A 16,627-nucleotide genomic window follows, 5' to 3' on the forward strand; every position below is an offset into this window, starting at 1 on the left:
GCAGACCCTCTACGCCAAGTGCTCCCCGCGCCCGCGGGGATGGTCCCGGCTTCGACCTCACGTTGCGCCCGGACCGCCTGTGCTCCCCGCGCCCGCGGGGATGGTCCCGGCCCACCCCCGAGTCACCCCCGGCTCCATCCGTGCTCCCCGCGCCCGCGGGGATGGTCCCGAGGCGGCGGTGTAACCACCCAGAACCCACAGGTGCTCCCCGCGCCCGCGGGGATGGTCCCGAGGCGGCGGTGTAACCACCCAGAACCCACAGGTGCTCCCCGCGCCCGCGGGGATGGTCCCTACGTGGTGGCCTGCCGACCCTGCAACAACGCGTGCTCCCCGCGCCCGCGGGGATGGTCCCGAAGCAACGTACAACGCTGCCAGAGCCATCGGGTGCTCCCCGCGCCCGCGGGGATGGTCCCCACCCCCAGAACACCGGAAGGACGTCCCCCGTGTGCTCCCCGCGCCCGCGGGGATGGTCCCCTTGAGCGGCTGCGGCCGGACGCCATTGGCCGGTGCTCCCCGCGCCCGCGGGGATGGTCCCGCAGGTACTGTCGCGAGCGAGGATCTCGGCACGTGCTCCCCGCGCCCGCGGGGATGGTCCCGATCCGTGCTTGGTGAAGTACACGGCGAGCCGGTGCTCCCCGCGCCCGCGGGGATGGTCCCGCCCCGTCAGGCACCCGCCCGGCGGGGCTTTTGTGCTCCCCGCGCCCGCGGGGATGGTCCCCACAGCAACGCCGCGGACCCGCACGGCGACCGGTGCTCCCCGCGCCCGCGGGGATGGTCCCCGCCACCCCGATCCTGGAGGTGCCGGAGTTCCGTGCTCCCCGCGCCCGCGGGGATGGTCCCCGCCACCCCGATCCTGGAGGTGCCGGAGTTCCGTGCTCCCCGCGCCCGCGGGGATGGTCCCGGTGGGCGCAACCCTCCAGCCCCCTGTGGGAGGTGCTCCCCGCGCCCGCGGGGATGGTCCCTGCGCAGCACGATTCGTCATCCCAGCGCCTTCGTGCTCCCCGCGCCCGCGGGGATGGTCCCTGATGACGGACGACGCGGCGGCCTTCCATCTGGTGCTCCCCGGGCCCGCGGGGATGGTCCCGGCGGCATCAGCCGGACCTGGACCCTCTCCAGGTGCTCCCCGCGCCCGCGGGGATGGTCCTGGGTGGGTGGTTCAGGTGCGGCCGGTGGCGATGTGCTCCCCGCGCCCGCGGGGATGGTCCCGTCACGTGACTTTGCTCCACCCTCCCGAGGAAGTGCTCCCCGCGCCCGCGGGGATGGTCCCGATAGGCAACGATGCAACGTATCGAGCAGTGTGTGCTCCCCGCGCCCGCGGGGATGGTCCCGTCACGTGACTTTGCTCCACCCTCCCGAGGAAGTGCTCCCCGCGCCCGCGGGGATGGTCCCGATGGCCTGCTCGGCTCCGGCCGCCACAAGGCGTGCTCCCCGCGCCCGCGGGGATGGTCCCGAGAGCGTGGTCCCCGCCGGCCACGACCGGCGGTGCTCCCCGCGCCCGCGGGGATGGTCCCGTATCGAGCAGTGTCGAAACGTGACGAAGGCTGTGCTCCCCGCGCCCGCGGGGATGGTCCCTGCGCCCACATGCCGCACTCGTCGGTGGTGAGGTGCTCCCCGCGCCCGCGGGGATGGTCCCCACGGTGTACGAACGCGGGGGTCGTCCGGGTCGTGCTCCCCGCGCCCGCGGGGATGGTCCCCACGGTGTACGAACGCGGGGGTCGTCCGGGTCGTGCTCCCCGCGCCCGCGGGGATGGTCCCAAGGGCAGCGTCAGCAAGGCGGTCAACGCCCTGGTGTGCTCCCCGCGCCCGCGGGGATGGTCCCTGCTCGCGGATCTCAGCAACTGACGGCAGCGAGTGCTCCCCGCGCCCGCGGGGATGGTCCCGTCCTACCGGGCATGGCTCGGGATCCGGTTCAGTGCTCCCCGCGCCCGCGGGGATGGTCCCGGGGTGCTGTCCACCTACAAGGGCAAGTGGTAGTGCTCCCCGCGCCCGCGGGGGTGGTCCCCTGTTCAGGGTCAACCTCGACCTGCTCAAGAGGTGCTCCCCGCGCCCGCGGGGATGGTCCCGCCACTGTGGGCATCAAGCGAGCCATCCAGGCGTGCTCCCCGCGCCCGCGGGGATGGTCCCTGCATGGTGCTCACGGAGGGGTTCGACGCCCCGTGCTCCCCGCGCCCGCGGGGATGGTCCCTCGCGAGTCGAGCGCCAGCCACAGGGCGAGCGGTGCTCCCCGCGCCCGCGGGGATGGTCCAAGGAGTGGGCGTACGACGCGGTCAGTCCACGGGGTGCTCCCCGCGCCCGCGGGGATGGTCCCTCGGCTCTCGCCCGCACCCTCGCCGGGCATGAGTGCTCCCCGCGCCCGCGGGGATGGTCCCCGTGACAACCTGCTTGCCCTGCACCAGGCGTTGTGCTCCCCGCGCCCGCGGGGATGGTCCCGTCACCGACCCGGGCGCCCCGACGCGCCTGTGGTGCTCCCCGCGCCCGCGGGGATGGTCCCGTCACCGACCCGGGCGCCCCGACGCGCCTGTGGTGCTCCCCGCGCCCGCGGGGATGGTCCCGAGATCGAGCGCAGCGCGCTGGACACGGCCGTGTGCTCCCCGCGCCCGCGGGGATGGTCCCGAGGGCATGCCGATGCCGGCCTCCGAAGGGGGGTGCTCCCCGCGCCCGCGGGGATGGTCCCAGGCCGGTGCACTGGCCGTGGGAGGGCTGGATGTGCTCCCCGCGCCCGCGGGGATGGTCCCGGCCGCCGGGGCCGCCGGAGTTGGAGCCGCGCGTGCTCCCCGCGCCCGCGGGGATGGTCCCTGGGCTGCCCGCTCCCTCGATCCGCAAGGAGAGTGCTCCCCGCGCCCGCGGGGATGGTCCCGCCGACTTCGAGGAGAGCCTGGCCGGGTGGACGTGCTCCCCGCGCCCGCGGGGATGGTCCCGCTTGAACCACTCGTGCTGGTCGGAGGAGTGGGTGCTCCCCGCGCCCGCGGGGATGGTCCCGGTGGCACCAGCGCGGCGACGAACCCGGCGCCGTGCTCCCCGCGCCCGCGGGGATGGTCCCCGTCACGCCGCAGCGTTCGGCGGACAGTTCCCGTGCTCCCCGCGCCCGCGGGGATGGTCCCGTCACCGGCAACACCGGCCAGACCGACGCCGAGTGCTCCCCGCGCCCGCGGGGATGGTCCCCGCCATCGGGGATCTCCTCGGTGTGCACCGACGTGCTCCCCGCGCCCGCGGGGATGGTCCCCAAGGAGAGCTGACCGATGGCTGTCACCATGAGTGCTCCCCGCGCCCGCGGGGATGGTCCCGCGTCAGACACGTTCTCCCCGATGGTCCAGATGTGCTCCCCGCGCCCGCGGGGATGGTCCCTTCTCGAAAACCCCGGTCAACGCCGTCACCAAGCGCTCCCCGCGCCCGCGGGGATGGTCCCGACCCGCTCGCAGCGGACGGCGCGCTGTGGACGTGCTCCCCGCGCCCGCGGGGATGGTCCCGGCGTGCCCGGGAGCCGGGCCACGGTGAGCCTGTGCTCCCCGCGCCCGCGGGGATGGTCCCGCACTCACTCTCACCGACGACGACCCCATGCAGTGCTCCCCGCGCCCGCGGGGATGGTCCCGCGGCGTACAGGTCGCTGGGACCCAGCCGGGTGTGCTCCCCGCGCCCGCGGGGATGGTCCCCTGGTCAGGTTCCAGGTGATCGGCCGATCAGAGTGCTCCCCGCGCCCGCGGGGATGGTCCCAGAGGCTCACCGCTTTGGAGAAGGCGGTGGCCGTGCTCCCCGCGCCCGCGGGGATGGTCCCCACGTGGGCATCTACAGCTCCGCGGGGACGCTGTGCTCCCCGCGCCCGCGGGGATGGTCCCCAGACGGCCCCGCTGTTGCGTCTCCAGCGGGAGTGCTCCCCGCGCCCGCGGGGATGGTCCCCTCCTGACCGCCCGCGGCCCGCGCACCATGCAGTGCTCCCCGCGCCCGCGGGGATGGTCCCTCCCCCGCGGCCGGCCTCCACGCCCTGCTGGTGTGCTCCCCGCGCCCGCGGGGATGGTCCCTACCGGGCCGTGCGCGCCTCCCGGGGCAAGCTGTGCTCCCCGCGCCCGCGGGGATGGTCCCAGGACGCGGCCGATCTGGAACGAGTGGTAGATGTGCTCCCCGCGCCCGCGGGGATGGTCCCAGGAGGCGGCCGTGCGGGCCCCCGGAGTCTGCGTGCTCCCCGCGCCCGCGGGGATGGTCCCCACTCGCAGTCGGGGTCCTCCCAGCAGTTGCCGTGCTCCCCGCGCCCGCGGGGATGGTCCCAAGTCGCCCCTGGCCCCGTGCGACTGTCGGCGACGGCTGAAAAGTGGACCAGTAGCGACGCTTGAAAGTTGACCCCCTCCGAGGGGTCTGGCTCGTTGAGCCAGACCGGGAGGAGTGGTGATCAGCGTGGAGGATTGGGCGGAGATCCGCCGGCTTCACCGGGCCGAGCAGATGCCGGTGCGGGCGATCGCGAGGAAGCTGGGGATCTCAAGGAACACCGTCCGCAGGGCGATCGCGGACGATGCGCCGCCGAAGTACCAGCGGGCGCCGAGGGGCTCGATCGTGGACGCGGTCGAGCCGCAGATCCGTGAACTGCTCGAACAGTGGCCGGAGATGCCGGCGACGGTGATCGCCGAGCGGATCGGCTGGGACCGCGGCCTGACTGTGCTCAAGGACCGCATCCGCGAGTTGCGGCCGGCCTATCGGCCTGTGGATCCGGCCTCCCGGACGGTCTATGAGCCGGGCGAGATCGGCCAGTGCAACCTGTGGTTCCCGCCGGCGGACATCCCGCTCGGTTTCGGCCAGGTCGGACGGCCACCGGTGCTGGTCATGGTCGCGGGCTACTCGCGCTGGATGACCGCCCGGATGCTGCCCTCCCGGTCGGCAGCCGACCTGATCGCCGGGCACTGGCGGCTGCTGACCGAGCTGGGGGCCGTCCCCAGGGTGCTGGTCTGGGACAACGAGGGAGCCGTCGGCTCCTGGCGGTCCGGTGGCCCTCAACTCACCGACGAATTCGCCGCGTTCGCCGGACTCCTGGGCATCAAGTTCCTGCTCTGCAAGCCGCGGGATCCGGAGGCCAAGGGGCTGGTCGAACGGGCCAACGGCTATCTGGAGACGTCGTTCCTGCCTGGACGGGTGTTCACCTCGCCGACCGACTTCAACATCCAGCTCGCCGACTGGCTCACGAAAGCCAACCGGCGCATACACCGCACCTTGCAGGCCCGCCCGTCGGACCGGCTGGAAGCCGACCGCTCCCGCATGTTGGCTCTCCCGCCGATCGCCCCGCCGGGCTGGTGGAAGGCATCCCTGCGGCTGCCCCGGGACCACTATGTCCGCCTCGACACCTGCGACTACTCGGTGCATCCGCTGGCCGTCGGCCGCCGCATTGAGGTCGCCGCCGACCTGGACCAGGTCCTGGTGACCTGCGACGGCGTCGAGGTCGCCCGTCATGCCCGCAGCTGGGCTCGCCACCAGACCATCACCGACCCCGATCATGCAGCGGCTGCCGCGGCCGCCCGCAAGACGGTCGCGGAGAAGAAGCCGACGAGGGCGGAGGTGACCGAGGTCGAGGAGCGATCGCTGGACTCCTACGACCGGATCTTCGGTGTGATCGACGGCGGTCTGAGCACGAGTGAAGGGGCAGCCTGATGAGCACGAAGAGCAGCACGAACCAGGCCAGGACCAGCCGCGATGTGTCCTCTGAACTGGTCTATCTGACCAAGGCGTTGAAGGCTCCGGCCCTGCGGGATGCGGCCGCCCGGCTGGCTGAGCGGGCCCGCGACGAGGGCTGGAGCCACGAGGAGTATCTGGCCGCCTGCCTGCAGCGGGAGGTCGCCGCCCGTGATTCGCATGGCGCCGAGGGACGCATTCGGGCGGCTCGGTTTCCCTCCCGCAAGTCGCTGGAGGACTTCGACTTCGACCACCAGCGGTCCGTGAAACGCGAGGTCATCGCCCATCTAGGGACGCTGGACTTCGTCGTCGGAAAGGAGAATGTCATCTTCCTGGGGCCGCCCGGCACCGGCAAGACCCACCTCGCCACCGGGCTCGGCATCCGAGCCTGCCAGGCCGGCCACCGGGTCGCCTTCGCGACCGCCGCCCAGTGGGTCACCCGCCTCGCCGAAGCCCATCAAGCGGGCAGACTCAGCGACGAGTTGACCCGGCTGGGACGGATCCCGCTGATCATTGTGGACGAGGTCGGCTACATCCCCTTCGAACCCGAGGCCGCGAACCTGTTCTTCCAGTTCATCTCGGGCCGCTACGAACGCGCGAGCGTGATCGTGACCAGCAACAAGCCCTTCGGGCGCTGGGGCGAGGTCTTCGGTGACGACACGGTCGCCGCCGCGATGATCGACCGCCTCGTCCACCATGCCGAAGTGATCTCGCTGAAGGGCGACAGCTACCGCATGCGTGGCCGCGACCTCGGACGGGTTCCCGCCGCCAACACCGGGGAATGACCAACATCAACTGACGCAGCGGGGGTCACTTTTCACCCGTCGGAACTGGGTCACGATTCACGCGTCGCCGACATGCGACGTCAGCATGTGCTCCCCGCACCCGCGGGGATGGTCCCACGCCGAGCGGCACCAACTCGCTGGTGCCGTCGTGCTCCCCGCGCCCGCGGGGATGGTCCCAAGTCCGAAGTCGTGGAGCTGGAGGACGGCAAGTGCTCCCCGCGCCCGCGGGGATGGTCCCGCTGCTGTGATCATGCTGCTCGCCGCGATGATGTGCTCCCCGCGCCCGCGGGGATGGTCCCAGGATGTCCGAGTCGTTGGAGACGCCGCTGCCGTGCTCCCCGCGCCCGCGGGGATGGTCCCTCGGCCGGGTCCATCTTCTCCAGCTCGGCGGCGTGCTCCCCGCGCCCGCGGGGATGGTCCCGACAGGGCTGTCAGCGACACCGAGTACGAGAAGTGCTCCCCGCGCCCGCGGGGACGGTCCCAGCATGCCGCCGGACCTGCTCGTGGCAAGTGCGTGCTCCCCGCGCCCGCGGGGATGGTCCCAGCTCACGGCGCACTTCGGTATCGGCCGCACGGTGCTCCCCGCGCCCGCGGGGATGGTCCCCGTTGTTCGTATGCAGGGATCGTTACCGTCAGGTGCTCCCCGCGCCCGCGGGGATGGTCCCGCCACCTTCGACATGCTCGTCCTGGACCGCCAGTGCTCCCCGCACCCGCGGGGATGGGCCCGTTCAGGCATTGGGAGGAGCTCCCCGCACCCGCGGGGATGGTCCCGCGGCCATCAGGCAGCCCCCGCTTCCGGCGCCGTGCTCCCCGCACCCGCGGGGATGGTCCCCACGTCGGCCTGCGCGGAGGGCGACGGGGCTGTGCTCCCCGCACCCGCGGGGATGGTCCCGACGCGGCAGCAGACGGCAGAGCACCTGCCACGTGCTCCCCGCACCCGCGGGGAATGGTCCCGCGACTGTCTCCCGGCAGGTCCCGGTCATCAGGTGCTCCCCGCGCCCGCGGGGATGGGGCCCTCGGGGGGCACGGGGGTGCTCCCCGCGCCCGCGGGGATGGTCCCTTCGTGTCGGCCAGCGGTGGGATGCCGATGCCGTGCTCCCCGCGCCCGCGGGGATGGTCCCTCGGCGACCTTGCGGAGACGGCCGCGCAGCCTGTGCTCCCCGCGCCCGCGGGGATGGTCCGCCTTGACGATGAGCCAGATCATTGCCCTGGAGGTGCTCCCCGCGCCCGCGGGGATGGTCCCCAGGCGCTTGCAGCATGGGTCGGCGAGGTGTCGTGCTCCCCGCGCCCGCGGGGATGGTCCCCATCGCGGGGAGGTCCGCGCGCACGTGGACGCGTGCTCCCCGCGCCCGCGGGGATGGTCCCCCCGAGCACGACGTCGACCCCGAGGAAGCCGAGTGCTCCCCGCGCCCGCGGGGATGGTCCCGGGCGCGTGGCGGCGGGCATTTGGACCGGCGCGTGCTCCCCGCACCCGCGGGGATGGTCCCCACGCACCACCGAACCAGGAAGGCACAGCACAGTGCTCCCCGCACCCGCGGGGATGGTTCCGACCCGCAGTGGCGCAAGGAGCCGGGCGTGGCGTGCTCTCCGGGGCCGCGGGGATGGTTCCGCACCGTCGTACAGGTGGGTGTTGCATGGTCGCGAACCTTCCCTGGCCATGATGATTTCGTCATGTACGGTGGGGGTGTGACCGAGCAGAGCATTTACCGCCATCTGCGGCAGTTCCGTGAGGCGTTCGACAAGCCCGAGCCGCTTGCCTGGCCGGAGATCAGTCATGGCCAGCTGTTGATGATGATGAGCCCGAAGAAGCAGCACCAGCTGGTGGCCCACCGGCTGCGTACTCAGCTCGAGCCTCAGCTGGAGGCCGACCTGGTGCTGATGGTGGAGACGGACATGGAGGACGTGGGCCTGGGCGTGCTGCGCGTCCCCGACCTCGTCGTGATCGATGAGGAGGAGGCCATCCGCGACAGCGATGCGATCGACCCGCGCCGCTCCCACCTGGTCATCGAGATCGTCTCGCGGTCCAACCCGGCCAACGACTATGAGGGCAAGCTTCGCGACTACCCGGCCATGGGAGTCCCGCATTACCTGATCGTCGACCCCCGCGACGGCAGCGCAGTCCACTATTGGGCCCCCGCCCAGCGCAGCGGCGAGCCGACCTACGACAACCGGCAGCATTACATCTTCGGGGACACAGTCACGGTCGCCGGGTGGAAGATCGATACGGCGGGGCTGCCCCGCTACGGTGCGGACGCCGGACTGTGACCGACACCGCGGATTTGGTGCGGTCCTGGCGCAGACAGCGCGGGATGTCCCAGGCGCGGCTGGCGGAGCTGGCCGGGACCGGGCAGGCAGCGATCTCCCGGATCGAGTCGGGCAGAGACCTTCCCACCCTGGCACTGCTGGAGCGGATCGCTGCAGCGTTGGACTGCCGCCTGACGGTGAGTTTCACCGCGAGCGGGGAACAGCCTGCCCTTGAACAGACCAGCCCGCTGACGGAGGGATAGCAACAGAATCCCCCTGCTTCCCGTGCCCGCGGAAAATGGTCCCGCCTCCTGGCTCGGTCCTCGGCCAGATGCGAGTGCTCCCCGCGCCCGCGGGGATGGTCCCTCGGGTATCGAGTCCAACGTGGACGAGAACGGGTGCTCCCCGCGCCCGCGGAGATGGTCCCAGCCCCGGCCGGCTGTCGCCTTGTGGCTTGATGTGCTCCCCGCGCCTGCGGGGATGGACCCACGCAGGTCACCGAGCAGGACGTGGCCCTTGGGTGCTCCCCGCGCCTGTGGGGATGGTCTCCTCACGAGGGTGCCGACGAAGTTCAGGGCGGCATGCTCGGCGCGCCTGTAAGGATGGTTGTGGCGACGTCAGTCGGCCTGGAGCGGTTCGCTGGGTGGGCTTTTCGTTGTTCACGGGCTGCTGGGGGACTGGCTGGTCAGGGCCGGTACCACGGCTGGGTCGGTCGCCAGCGTTCAGGCGCCTGGGGCAGTTTGTTGTACTTCGGCAGGGCGACACGTTCGGCGCGTGACTCGGTGTCTGCGCCGGTTTCGTCTGTGGCGGCCTGGTGGTCTTCGGCGACGCCGGCCGGAATCCATGCGTGGCCGTCCCATTCCTGGATGCCGCGGGGGGCGTCAGGGTCGACGTGGGATCCGCGCTGGGATGTTTCGCCGAGGGGGACGGCGCGGCGCTCGCCGGGTGTGGGGCGGCGCTGTGCACGGCGGGCTGCCCATTCCTCGAGGGGCTCGTCTTCCATAGGGGTGCTCCCTCCTTGTCGGCTCTTGTCCAGTGTGCCGTGTCAGCGCCGCCTTCGGGTCAGAGAGTTGCGGACCACTCGCCGCGCGACAGCGTCGTGGTGCCGTCCGGGGTGATGGTGACCTGCGCCCCGTACACGGGGAGTTCGCCTCGTTCGATCCAGCGCCAGCGGATCGCTTCGAGTTCGTCGTACAGGCGGCGCGGTCCGCTCTGATGCACGGTTGCGCTCTGCTCGCCCGGCTTGGTGGTGGCCCGGGCCCAGGACCCGTCCGGGTGGAGCATCCAGGTAGTGCGGCTGCCGTCGTCACCGGTGCCGTTGCGGTGCTCGATGCCGGGCACCGCAAGCGACAGCATCGACCACACTTCCCAGGCCTGCATGACGTCGAGCACCGGGAACGGGGAGGTGGTGACCTGCTCTCCTTCCTGGTCAACAGCTTTGGTGAACACGTCCTGCAGCCTGGGCGGGTAGTCGTCGCCGGTCCGGGTCGTCATGAACGAGCCGCGGTCCCATTCGACGCGGCCCTTGGCGCCGCCGTCCTTGGTCTTGTCGGCGGTGACGATCAGGCCGGTGCCGGCGAGGGTGGTGACCAGGCGTCCGGCGGGCGCGAGGGCGGACAGCCACGCAGCGGGGATGCGGGGCATGGAGACCATGGACACGATCCGGTCGAAGACGCCGGGGAGTTCGTCCGCGCCGGCGTCTGCGGTGACGACGGTGGGTTTCCAGCCGATCCGCTCCAGGCGTTCGGCGGCGACCTGGGTCAGGTAGGGGTCGACGTCCAGGGTGGTGACCAGGTCGTCGCCCAGGCGCTGGCAGGCCAGGGCGGCGCTGTAGCCGGAGCCGGTAGCCACATCCAGCAGCCGCACCCCCGGGGTGAGGCGGCCGTGGCGCAGCATCGTGAGGACCAGACTCGGCAGAGTGGAGGACGACGTGGGCAGGCCGATGACGGGCTGTCCCGGTTCGGCCTGGTCGGCATGCACACACCCGATGCGCGTGACCAGCGTGGTGTCCGAATAGGCCGCCGCCGCCCACCGGTTCTCGTCGGCCGGGCCGTCGACGACAGTCCACCCGTGCTCGCTCGGGGTGAACCAGCGCTCCACCAGCAGGTGCCGGGGCGTCTCCTTAATCGGAATCCAGCAACCCGACCCCGGATGAGTGATCTCGGCCGCGAGGGCGGCCGCGTGCGGCTTCCAGTCCATCAGAGAGCTCCTTGCAACTCGTCGGCGATCGTCTCAACGATGGGCAGGCCGGTCGCGCCTTGGATCCAGTCCCATTGGCCACACGGGTTGACCTCCAGGAATGTCCACTGCCCGTCGGGGTCCACAACGAAGTCTGCCGCCCCGTAGCGCAGGTTCAGCCGCCCCATCAAACGCCGCACTGCGCTTGCCACCGGCTCAGGTATCTCGGTCGTGTTGTACGTCAGGGAGCTGTAGTCGCTGCGCCAGTCCTCGTATGAGGCGACGCTTCCCGCATGGATGGCGGCAGCCAGCAGTCGCTCCCCGATGATGGTGAGGCGAACCTCGTACTCCTTGGCGGCCCACGCCTGGAAGAGATGCGCGGTGGTGTCGACGCCCCGCAGGTCTTCCAGGTCCTTCTCGTCGAGACAGCGGGTATACACGGTCTTGAGGCGTCCGCCCTCGATGAGGACAGGGGAGGCGACCGGCTTGCACACGATCGGCCCGCCGACCTCGGCGGCGAAAGCACGTACCTCTTCTGGCCGGTTCGTGATGAGCGTGGCCGGGATGCGCAGCCCGCAGGAGCGCGCGGCAGCGAGCTGTACAGGCTTGTACTCGGCGCGCGCCATGGCCGTGGGATGGTTCACCCAGCGGCATTCCAGCGCGGACAGGATGCCCCCGAGACCCGCGCGGGCCTGACAGGCGGCGAACCTCTCCTCCGGACCGGACATCCCCTCAGGGAAGCGGAACGCCCCGGGGGCGCGGTAGTACACCGCGCCCACCCGGGACAGCTCCACCGTCCGGTGCTCAGTGGTGAGGTCGCCCGTCCACGCCTGTTCCTGGTCGATCCTTGCGGCCAGGGCGAGCTGTTGCGGGAAGTCGGCGGTGTCCATGCGGAACACCTCGACCCCGCGGCTGGCCAGCTCAACGACGATGCGGTCGGTGGGCCAGTCGTCGTGTGCGGCAATGATCAGGACGGGCGCGCTCATCAGTCCTTGGGCCCTTCGTCCAGCGGCGGCGGGTTGCTGATCGAGCCGTCGGGGACGGTCGGTTCGTGCGTGTTTGCCATGCACGTCAGCAAGCCGCCGTCGTCGCAGACGTTGACCTGGCGGCCGGCGTCGTAGACGTGCGACGGGATGCGGATACCGCTGGTGGAGTCGGGGATGCGGGCGAAGCGCAGCGCCCACGGCCGGGTCTGCTCACCCGAGGGAGCCTCCTCGCTGTAGGGGGTGCGTCCTCCGGTCGGTGTGAGGGGGAACGCCTCACGGTCCAGTGCTGTGGTCACGCAACTTCTCCTTGGGTCGTTGGTGCGCGGGGTCCCGGCGCGGGGCTTACGTGGCCGTGGGGGAACACGGATCCGGGCGTTGTCCCCGCGCCGGGGGTTGCGGCCTGTCCAGCGGCCAGGAGCGGTGTCGACCGGTCCGCCGGACAGGAGTTAGGGGGGCAGCCGCAGCGAAGGCGACCACAGTGGTACGGCGGCGGTCGCGCACGGCCTGGTGGGCGATGAAGAACGGCATGTCGGGGGAGTCGTAGACGACGAACGCGTCGTGGTGCGTCACGTATGGCGCTACCGGTCTGTCCACGGTGACCCCCCGTAATCCGGCCTGCAGGAAGGCGATGAAGGCGTAGTGGCGGTGCAGCCAGCGCAGGTACGCCTCGTACGCCTCGTCAGTGCTGGGCATGGCGCCGCAGTCGGTCGTGAGCACGCCGTCGACGAAACCGGATCCGGCGCCACGGCCCGCGGTGTTGAACTGCGGGCGGGTGCGGAGCGGGCCGCCGGAGGGCTCGTCGGTGAAGCGCTCCCGGTGCACGTCCCACCCTCGGTCGCGCGCGTACTGGCCAAGGAGGGTGTGCGTGGCGTCGGCGTCCACTCCGGCGCCTGCGAACAGGTACGTGGTCACCCGGATGCGGCGGCCGGGCTTCACTGCGGCGATGGCGTCCCCGTAGACGGTGCGGCGTAAGGTGCTCAGCCTGCTGTCCATGGTCGACTGGAGTCGCGGTTCAGCAGAGCGCCACCACAGCCACGGCTCGTCAATCTCGTCGGTCCGGACGGGCCGCAGCCTCATGACGCCCTCCTGCACAGCAGGGCGAAGCGGCGGCTCTCCTCGGCCTGCAGCGCTGCCATGGGCGCCGGGCCCAGCGCAGGACGCACAGCGTGCACAAGAGCAGCGCTCGCCGCACCGATGATGATGAGGAGCAGCAGCTTCGTCATGGGTGCTCGATTCGGGTGTGGGCCTGCGGCTGGGGCCGGATCCGCCCCAGCCGCAGGGGCTTGCCCGTGCACGTCGACGACCGTCACAGCGTTGACGCGCACGGAGTCTCAGGTGTCGATGCCGAGTCGCGCCGCGAGCGCGGCGTGCGGCGTCGGCTCGGGCCGGAGCTGCGCCAGGGTTTCGCGGAGCGGTCCGGTCGGGACGAGCCGGTCACTTGCCGATGGCCGGAACCAGTACGGGCCCGGGGGGACGGTCCTGTTCAGGGACGGCAGAGTGATCGTGTGGGGCGCGCCCAGGCACACAGCGTGGGGATGTGACGTCCACCGGGCGACGGAGCCGGGCGGGACGAGCCAGTAGAACCAGCCGCTTTCCGGGTCCTCGATCACGGGCCCGCATCCGCCCTGGATTTCGTCCATGAGGGCTACGGCACTGCGGGCCTGGACGCCCGAGCCGGTGATGACGACATCGAAGAGGTTGCCGCCCAGGCGTACGCGGGTGTCGCGGCCAGCTTCGACTGCCAGCAGGGTGCGGATCATGTCCGCGAGGTCGGCCATGTCGGCGGCCGGCCGACTCGCTGCGCCGACGGTCTCGACCAGGTGCTGCACTATGTCGGCGCCGCGCGGCAGCGCCTTGGCCGGGGCGGTCACAGCTCCACCAGCCCGGGACGCAGGACGGCGCGCACGGTCTTGGCGTCGAAGCCCGAACCGACGAGGAACCAGGAGAGTTCCACGCCCTGCCGTGTGGTCTCCCAGAGTCCGCGTCCGGAATCACCGGTGACGGCCTGGTCGAAGTCGGGGAAGTGGGGGAGGGGGTCGGTGACGTCGACGAGGAGCTCGTGTGCCTCGGTGATGCTGAGGCAGGCGCTGAAGCGTTGCCCCGCCGTGGTCGCCGTGTGTCCGTGCTGCACCGCGTTGTCAACGAGTACGTGCAGAACGTCGATCGCATGGTGTTGATCTCCAGGCCATTCCAGCACAGTCAGCAGGGTGCGGGCCTGGAGGCGGGCTAACGCTGCGGCGCTGTCGTCGGCGGGGAGTTCGAACCGGATTCTGCGCAGGACCGGGGCGGTCGGCGCAACGAGTTGCATCTGAGGAAGTCCTTCGCTGAGGGGGAGAGTGCACCAGGTCGTGGTGCCGTCGTCGCTGACGCCCCACTCGGCTGCAAGGCACTCGACGAGGAAGAGACCCCGACCGCCCTCGTCGTGGAGTGCGGCGTGGCACAGTTCGGGGCGGGTGGGGGAGCCGTCGTTGACCTCGATCACGCATCGGTTGCCGCGCAGGCAGACGCGGACGCCGACCTTGCGTCCATCACCGTGGCGCAGGGCGTTCGTTGCGAGTTCCGTCAGGAGAAGTTCTGCGGTTTCGATCAAGTCGGGCTGGCCTGAGTGGGTGAGGCCAGCCCGGACGATCCGGCGCAGGCGCTGCGGCCAGGCAGCGTCCGTTTTGGAGAGGCCAACGGCATCAGGGTCGGGGTGGCGCTCGATGGACAGATTAAGCACCGCTCTGACGCCGTCCTGTGGGGCGGCCATCCGCGTTTCGATGCTCGGTGCCATGCCTAGCCCTCCGCAGCTCGTCAGGGGTGGGTGAATGCACGTTGCCTGTAGCGCAACGTGTCCGTCCGATGCGCGACGGTCACACTCTGGGTAAGTCAGAGTGCCGGTCGGTAACCTCAACTGGCAAGCTTGTCACCGGAATTCGCATAAACGAGAACCTGTCCTCTATCGACTCCGGAACCCGCGGGTGTCAAACTGCACCCGAGCTGCCGTACCGTGCACCTGGGAGGTGTCATTCAGCACCATGCCGAATGTTCGAGCAGTGCCAACTCTCCGCAGGAGACGACTCGGTGGGACGCTGCGTCAGTACCGGAAGGACGCAGGCCAGAGCTTGGAGCAAGCTGCGCGGGCCATGGGATGGCCCGAGAGCAAGCTGTCGCGCATCGAGACCGCTAACGCGCGCATGCTCCCCAAAGACATCGCCCCACTCCTGCGTCAATATGACGTCACGGACGCGGAGGTCATCGCCGCACTCGAGGCCCTGGCCAAGGACGCCGGTAAACAGGGCTGGTGGCAGGGGTTCGGCGATGTCGTCGGTGCCAATTACAAGGACTACCTCAGCCTTGAGTCCGACGCGGACAAGATCCACGTCTACGCCCCGAACCTGATCCCGGGTCTATTGCAGACAGGTCCGTACGCTCGCGAAATCATCGCTGCCACGGCCATCACGCGTACGCCCGAAGAAGTCATTGCGCTGGCAGAGGTGCGCAAAACTCGGCAGGCCATCCTCACCAACCCGACCCGTCCCGGCGGCCCGCTGACGTACTGGGCGGTCATCCACGAGGCAGTGCTACACCACAGATTCGCCTCGAATGGGAACCTCATGGTGCAGCAAATGCAACACCTTCTGGACATGGCGGACTTGCCCAACATAACGGTCCAAATCATGCCGCTGGGTGCCACGCCGCATCCGGGAATGCTCGGGCTGTTCGAGGTGGTGCGGTTCCCGCAGCCGTGGCCCACGGTGGTCAACCTCGAGAACATCCGCGGCGGCTACTTCGTAGAAGGCACCGTCGACGTGAAGGTCTTCGAGACCGCGTTCGATCGCATCGTTGCTGCCGCGCTCGCCCCGGATCTCTCCCGAGAAGCCATCAAGACCACCATGCAGAAGATCATGGATGAGAGGAAAGACCAGTGAGCACCAGCGACCGCAAGGACGATCTGTACGCCCTCGATCTGAGCGGGGCTACATGGCGCAAGTCCCCCGCCAGCAATGGCGGCGAGCAATGTGTCGAGATCACCGATCTCCCTGGCGGCGGCGTTGCCATCCGCGACTCGAAGAACCCGGGGAGGGAGCCGCTGCGTTACACCGCCGATGAGTGGGACGCTTTCCGACAGGGCGTCATCGCCGGCGCACTGTAAGACGATATGGGGTGGTCCTCCTCTGGGGGCATAGAGGAGGACCACCTCGCCGATGGGCGCTGATCCGCAAGGGTGAGCGCCCATCGGCATTCGAAGCGGATGCCAGCGTTGTGCAAGCGGTTCTCGGTCCCCACGCTGGGTGTCACGCAGCCGCAGAAGCATGCATGGGGATCCTGACGAACGGGTCGTTCCTCTCGGCCTGGGCTGGGCAGCACGCACACGGCGCGGGGACGCGGGAGCCGGGGGTCTAACGGCCGCCCCGCTCCAGTTCCTCGTCCGTAGCGTCGCTCTGGGCCAGGTTCGTTGCAGGGCCGTGACGGTGACGCCGATGTGGGCGTGGCCGAGTAGTTTCTTGATGACGACGAGTTCGACGCCCTGCTCCGGGGCGCAAGGTCGCGGTCGAGTGCCTGAGGTCGTGGAAGCGGATGCGGCGGAAGGACGTCCGCTGCTCATATTGCAGAGCTCTCTCGTCCGTGCGTGCGTGGGGGCGTTTGGTCGTGCCCGGGGTCAGTGCAGTGCTTCGATGGCCCGAAGGATCAGGGCACGGGCATCCGCCCCGTACACGGCCATGCTGCGCAGCTGCTCGAACGCTTTGAGGTGCAGGGCGACCTCGGAAGGCTGGGTGACGCGTACCGGCGCGGACGGTACGC

General features: G+C 70.7%; 14 protein-coding genes, 2 pseudogenes and 3 CRISPR repeat arrays (1 of these 19 running past the window's edge). Of the genes and pseudogenes, 6 read left to right on the forward strand and 10 right to left on the reverse strand.

What is annotated here, in order from left to right; all coding sequences use genetic code 11:
- A CRISPR array of direct repeats spans positions 1 to 4,260; the repeat unit is 29 nt; unit sequence GTGCTCCCCGCGCCCGCGGGGATGGTCCC (it extends 1,448 nt beyond the left edge of the window).
- Positions 4,261 to 4,377: 117 nt separating this feature from the next.
- The 4 genes from istA (at position 4,378) to ACWD11_RS32115 (ending at position 8,941) form a co-directional block, all read left to right on the forward strand.
- Positions 4,378 to 5,628 carry an IS21 family transposase gene (istA, locus tag ACWD11_RS32100; RefSeq protein WP_451287272.1) on the forward strand — a complete coding sequence of 417 codons (1,251 nt, stop codon included), beginning with the start codon at positions 4,378 to 4,380 and terminating at the stop codon, positions 5,626 to 5,628.
- Positions 5,628 to 6,434, forward strand: coding sequence for an IS21-like element helper ATPase IstB (gene istB / locus ACWD11_RS32105; RefSeq protein WP_451287274.1), 807 nt, complete (start codon positions 5,628 to 5,630; stop codon positions 6,432 to 6,434). Before istA ends, istB begins: the two co-directional genes overlap by 1 nt.
- An 87-nt stretch (positions 6,435 to 6,521) precedes the next feature.
- A CRISPR array of direct repeats spans positions 6,522 to 7,161; the repeat unit is 29 nt; unit sequence GTGCTCCCCGCGCCCGCGGGGATGGTCCC.
- Between the two features lie 365 nt (positions 7,162 to 7,526).
- A CRISPR array of direct repeats spans positions 7,527 to 8,043; the repeat unit is 29 nt; unit sequence GTGCTCCCCGCGCCCGCGGGGATGGTCCC.
- 77 nt (positions 8,044 to 8,120) lie between these two features.
- Complete coding sequence (locus ACWD11_RS32110; protein ID WP_383367835.1) at positions 8,121 to 8,699, forward strand: Uma2 family endonuclease; 579 nt, start codon at positions 8,121 to 8,123, stop codon at positions 8,697 to 8,699.
- Positions 8,696 to 8,941, forward strand: a complete 246-nt coding sequence (locus ACWD11_RS32115; protein WP_383367832.1) for a helix-turn-helix domain-containing protein — start codon at positions 8,696 to 8,698, stop codon at positions 8,939 to 8,941. The genes ACWD11_RS32110 and ACWD11_RS32115 overlap by 4 nt, the downstream gene beginning before the upstream one ends.
- A gap of 422 nt (positions 8,942 to 9,363) precedes the next feature.
- Here ACWD11_RS32115 and ACWD11_RS32120 read toward each other — a convergent pair whose 3' ends face one another.
- The 8 genes from ACWD11_RS32120 to ACWD11_RS32155 all read right to left on the reverse strand — a co-directional run bounded on the left by ACWD11_RS32120 (position 9,364) and on the right by ACWD11_RS32155 (position 14,615).
- Entirely contained in the window at positions 9,364 to 9,681 is a 318-nt protein-coding gene (locus ACWD11_RS32120) for a DUF6087 family protein (protein WP_451287277.1), read from the reverse strand.
- A gap of 59 nt (positions 9,682 to 9,740) precedes the next feature.
- A complete protein-coding gene (locus ACWD11_RS32125; protein WP_451287279.1) occupies positions 9,741 to 10,877 on the reverse strand; it encodes a methyltransferase domain-containing protein in 1,137 nt (378 codons plus the stop codon).
- The gene (tgmB, locus tag ACWD11_RS32130) at positions 10,877 to 11,842 is read right to left on the reverse strand and encodes an ATP-grasp ribosomal peptide maturase (protein ID WP_451287280.1); all 966 of its coding nucleotides are present in this window, start codon (positions 11,840 to 11,842) and stop codon (positions 10,877 to 10,879) included. Before tgmB ends, ACWD11_RS32125 begins: the two co-directional genes overlap by 1 nt.
- Positions 11,842 to 12,138 (reverse strand): putative ATP-grasp-modified RiPP, encoded by a 297-nt coding sequence (gene tgmA / locus ACWD11_RS32135; RefSeq protein WP_451287282.1) that lies wholly within the window; start codon positions 12,136 to 12,138, stop codon positions 11,842 to 11,844. Before tgmA ends, tgmB begins: the two co-directional genes overlap by 1 nt.
- Before the next feature lie 46 nt (positions 12,139 to 12,184).
- The gene (locus tag ACWD11_RS32140) at positions 12,185 to 12,919 is read right to left on the reverse strand and encodes a hypothetical protein (RefSeq protein WP_451287284.1); all 735 of its coding nucleotides are present in this window, start codon (positions 12,917 to 12,919) and stop codon (positions 12,185 to 12,187) included.
- Complete coding sequence (locus ACWD11_RS32145) at positions 12,916 to 13,065, reverse strand: hypothetical protein (protein ID WP_451287286.1); 150 nt, start codon at positions 13,063 to 13,065, stop codon at positions 12,916 to 12,918. The genes ACWD11_RS32140 and ACWD11_RS32145 overlap by 4 nt, the downstream gene beginning before the upstream one ends.
- Before the next feature lie 108 nt (positions 13,066 to 13,173).
- Complete coding sequence (locus ACWD11_RS32150; protein ID WP_451287288.1) at positions 13,174 to 13,713, reverse strand: hypothetical protein; 540 nt, start codon at positions 13,711 to 13,713, stop codon at positions 13,174 to 13,176.
- A complete protein-coding gene (locus tag ACWD11_RS32155) occupies positions 13,710 to 14,615 on the reverse strand; it encodes an ATP-binding protein (protein ID WP_451287290.1) in 906 nt (301 codons plus the stop codon). Before ACWD11_RS32155 ends, ACWD11_RS32150 begins: the two co-directional genes overlap by 4 nt.
- A gap of 244 nt (positions 14,616 to 14,859) precedes the next feature.
- Here ACWD11_RS32155 and ACWD11_RS32160 point away from each other — a divergent pair, with 244 nt between their 5' ends.
- Positions 14,860 to 15,753 (forward strand): helix-turn-helix domain-containing protein, encoded by an 894-nt coding sequence (locus ACWD11_RS32160; protein ID WP_451287292.1) that lies wholly within the window; start codon positions 14,860 to 14,862, stop codon positions 15,751 to 15,753.
- Complete coding sequence (locus ACWD11_RS32165) at positions 15,750 to 15,977, forward strand: DUF397 domain-containing protein (RefSeq protein ID WP_451287294.1); 228 nt, start codon at positions 15,750 to 15,752, stop codon at positions 15,975 to 15,977. The genes ACWD11_RS32160 and ACWD11_RS32165 overlap by 4 nt, the downstream gene beginning before the upstream one ends.
- A gap of 312 nt (positions 15,978 to 16,289) precedes the next feature.
- Here the strand turns inward: ACWD11_RS32165 and ACWD11_RS32170 are convergent.
- Positions 16,290 to 16,413: pseudogene (locus tag ACWD11_RS32170) on the reverse strand (tyrosine-type recombinase/integrase); the annotation flags it as partial.
- Between the two features lie 71 nt (positions 16,414 to 16,484).
- Positions 16,485 to 16,619: pseudogene (locus ACWD11_RS32175) on the reverse strand (transcriptional regulator); the annotation flags it as partial.
- Positions 16,620 to 16,627 lie beyond the last annotated feature (8 nt).

The organism is Streptomyces sp. NPDC002776 (assembly GCF_053592195.1).

Excerpts from the sequence above, each read along its gene's own strand:
- ACWD11_RS32120 (WP_451287277.1), bottom strand. The coding sequence starts at position 9,681 with ATGGAAGACGAGCCCCTCGAGGAATGGGCAGCCCGCCGTGCACAGCGC.
- tgmB (WP_451287280.1), bottom strand. The coding sequence starts at position 11,842 with ATGAGCGCGCCCGTCCTGATCATTGCCGCACACGACGACTGGCCCACC.
- ACWD11_RS32125 (WP_451287279.1), bottom strand. The coding sequence starts at position 10,877 with ATGGACTGGAAGCCGCACGCGGCCGCCCTCGCGGCCGAGATCACTCAT.
- ACWD11_RS32155 (WP_451287290.1), bottom strand. The coding sequence starts at position 14,615 with ATGGCACCGAGCATCGAAACGCGGATGGCCGCCCCACAGGACGGCGTC.
- ACWD11_RS32140 (WP_451287284.1), bottom strand. The coding sequence starts at position 12,919 with ATGAGGCTGCGGCCCGTCCGGACCGACGAGATTGACGAGCCGTGGCTG.
- ACWD11_RS32160 (WP_451287292.1), top strand. The coding sequence starts at position 14,860 with ATGCCGAATGTTCGAGCAGTGCCAACTCTCCGCAGGAGACGACTCGGT.
- istB (WP_451287274.1), top strand. The coding sequence starts at position 5,628 with ATGAGCACGAAGAGCAGCACGAACCAGGCCAGGACCAGCCGCGATGTG.
- ACWD11_RS32145 (WP_451287286.1), bottom strand. The coding sequence starts at position 13,065 with ATGACGAAGCTGCTGCTCCTCATCATCATCGGTGCGGCGAGCGCTGCT.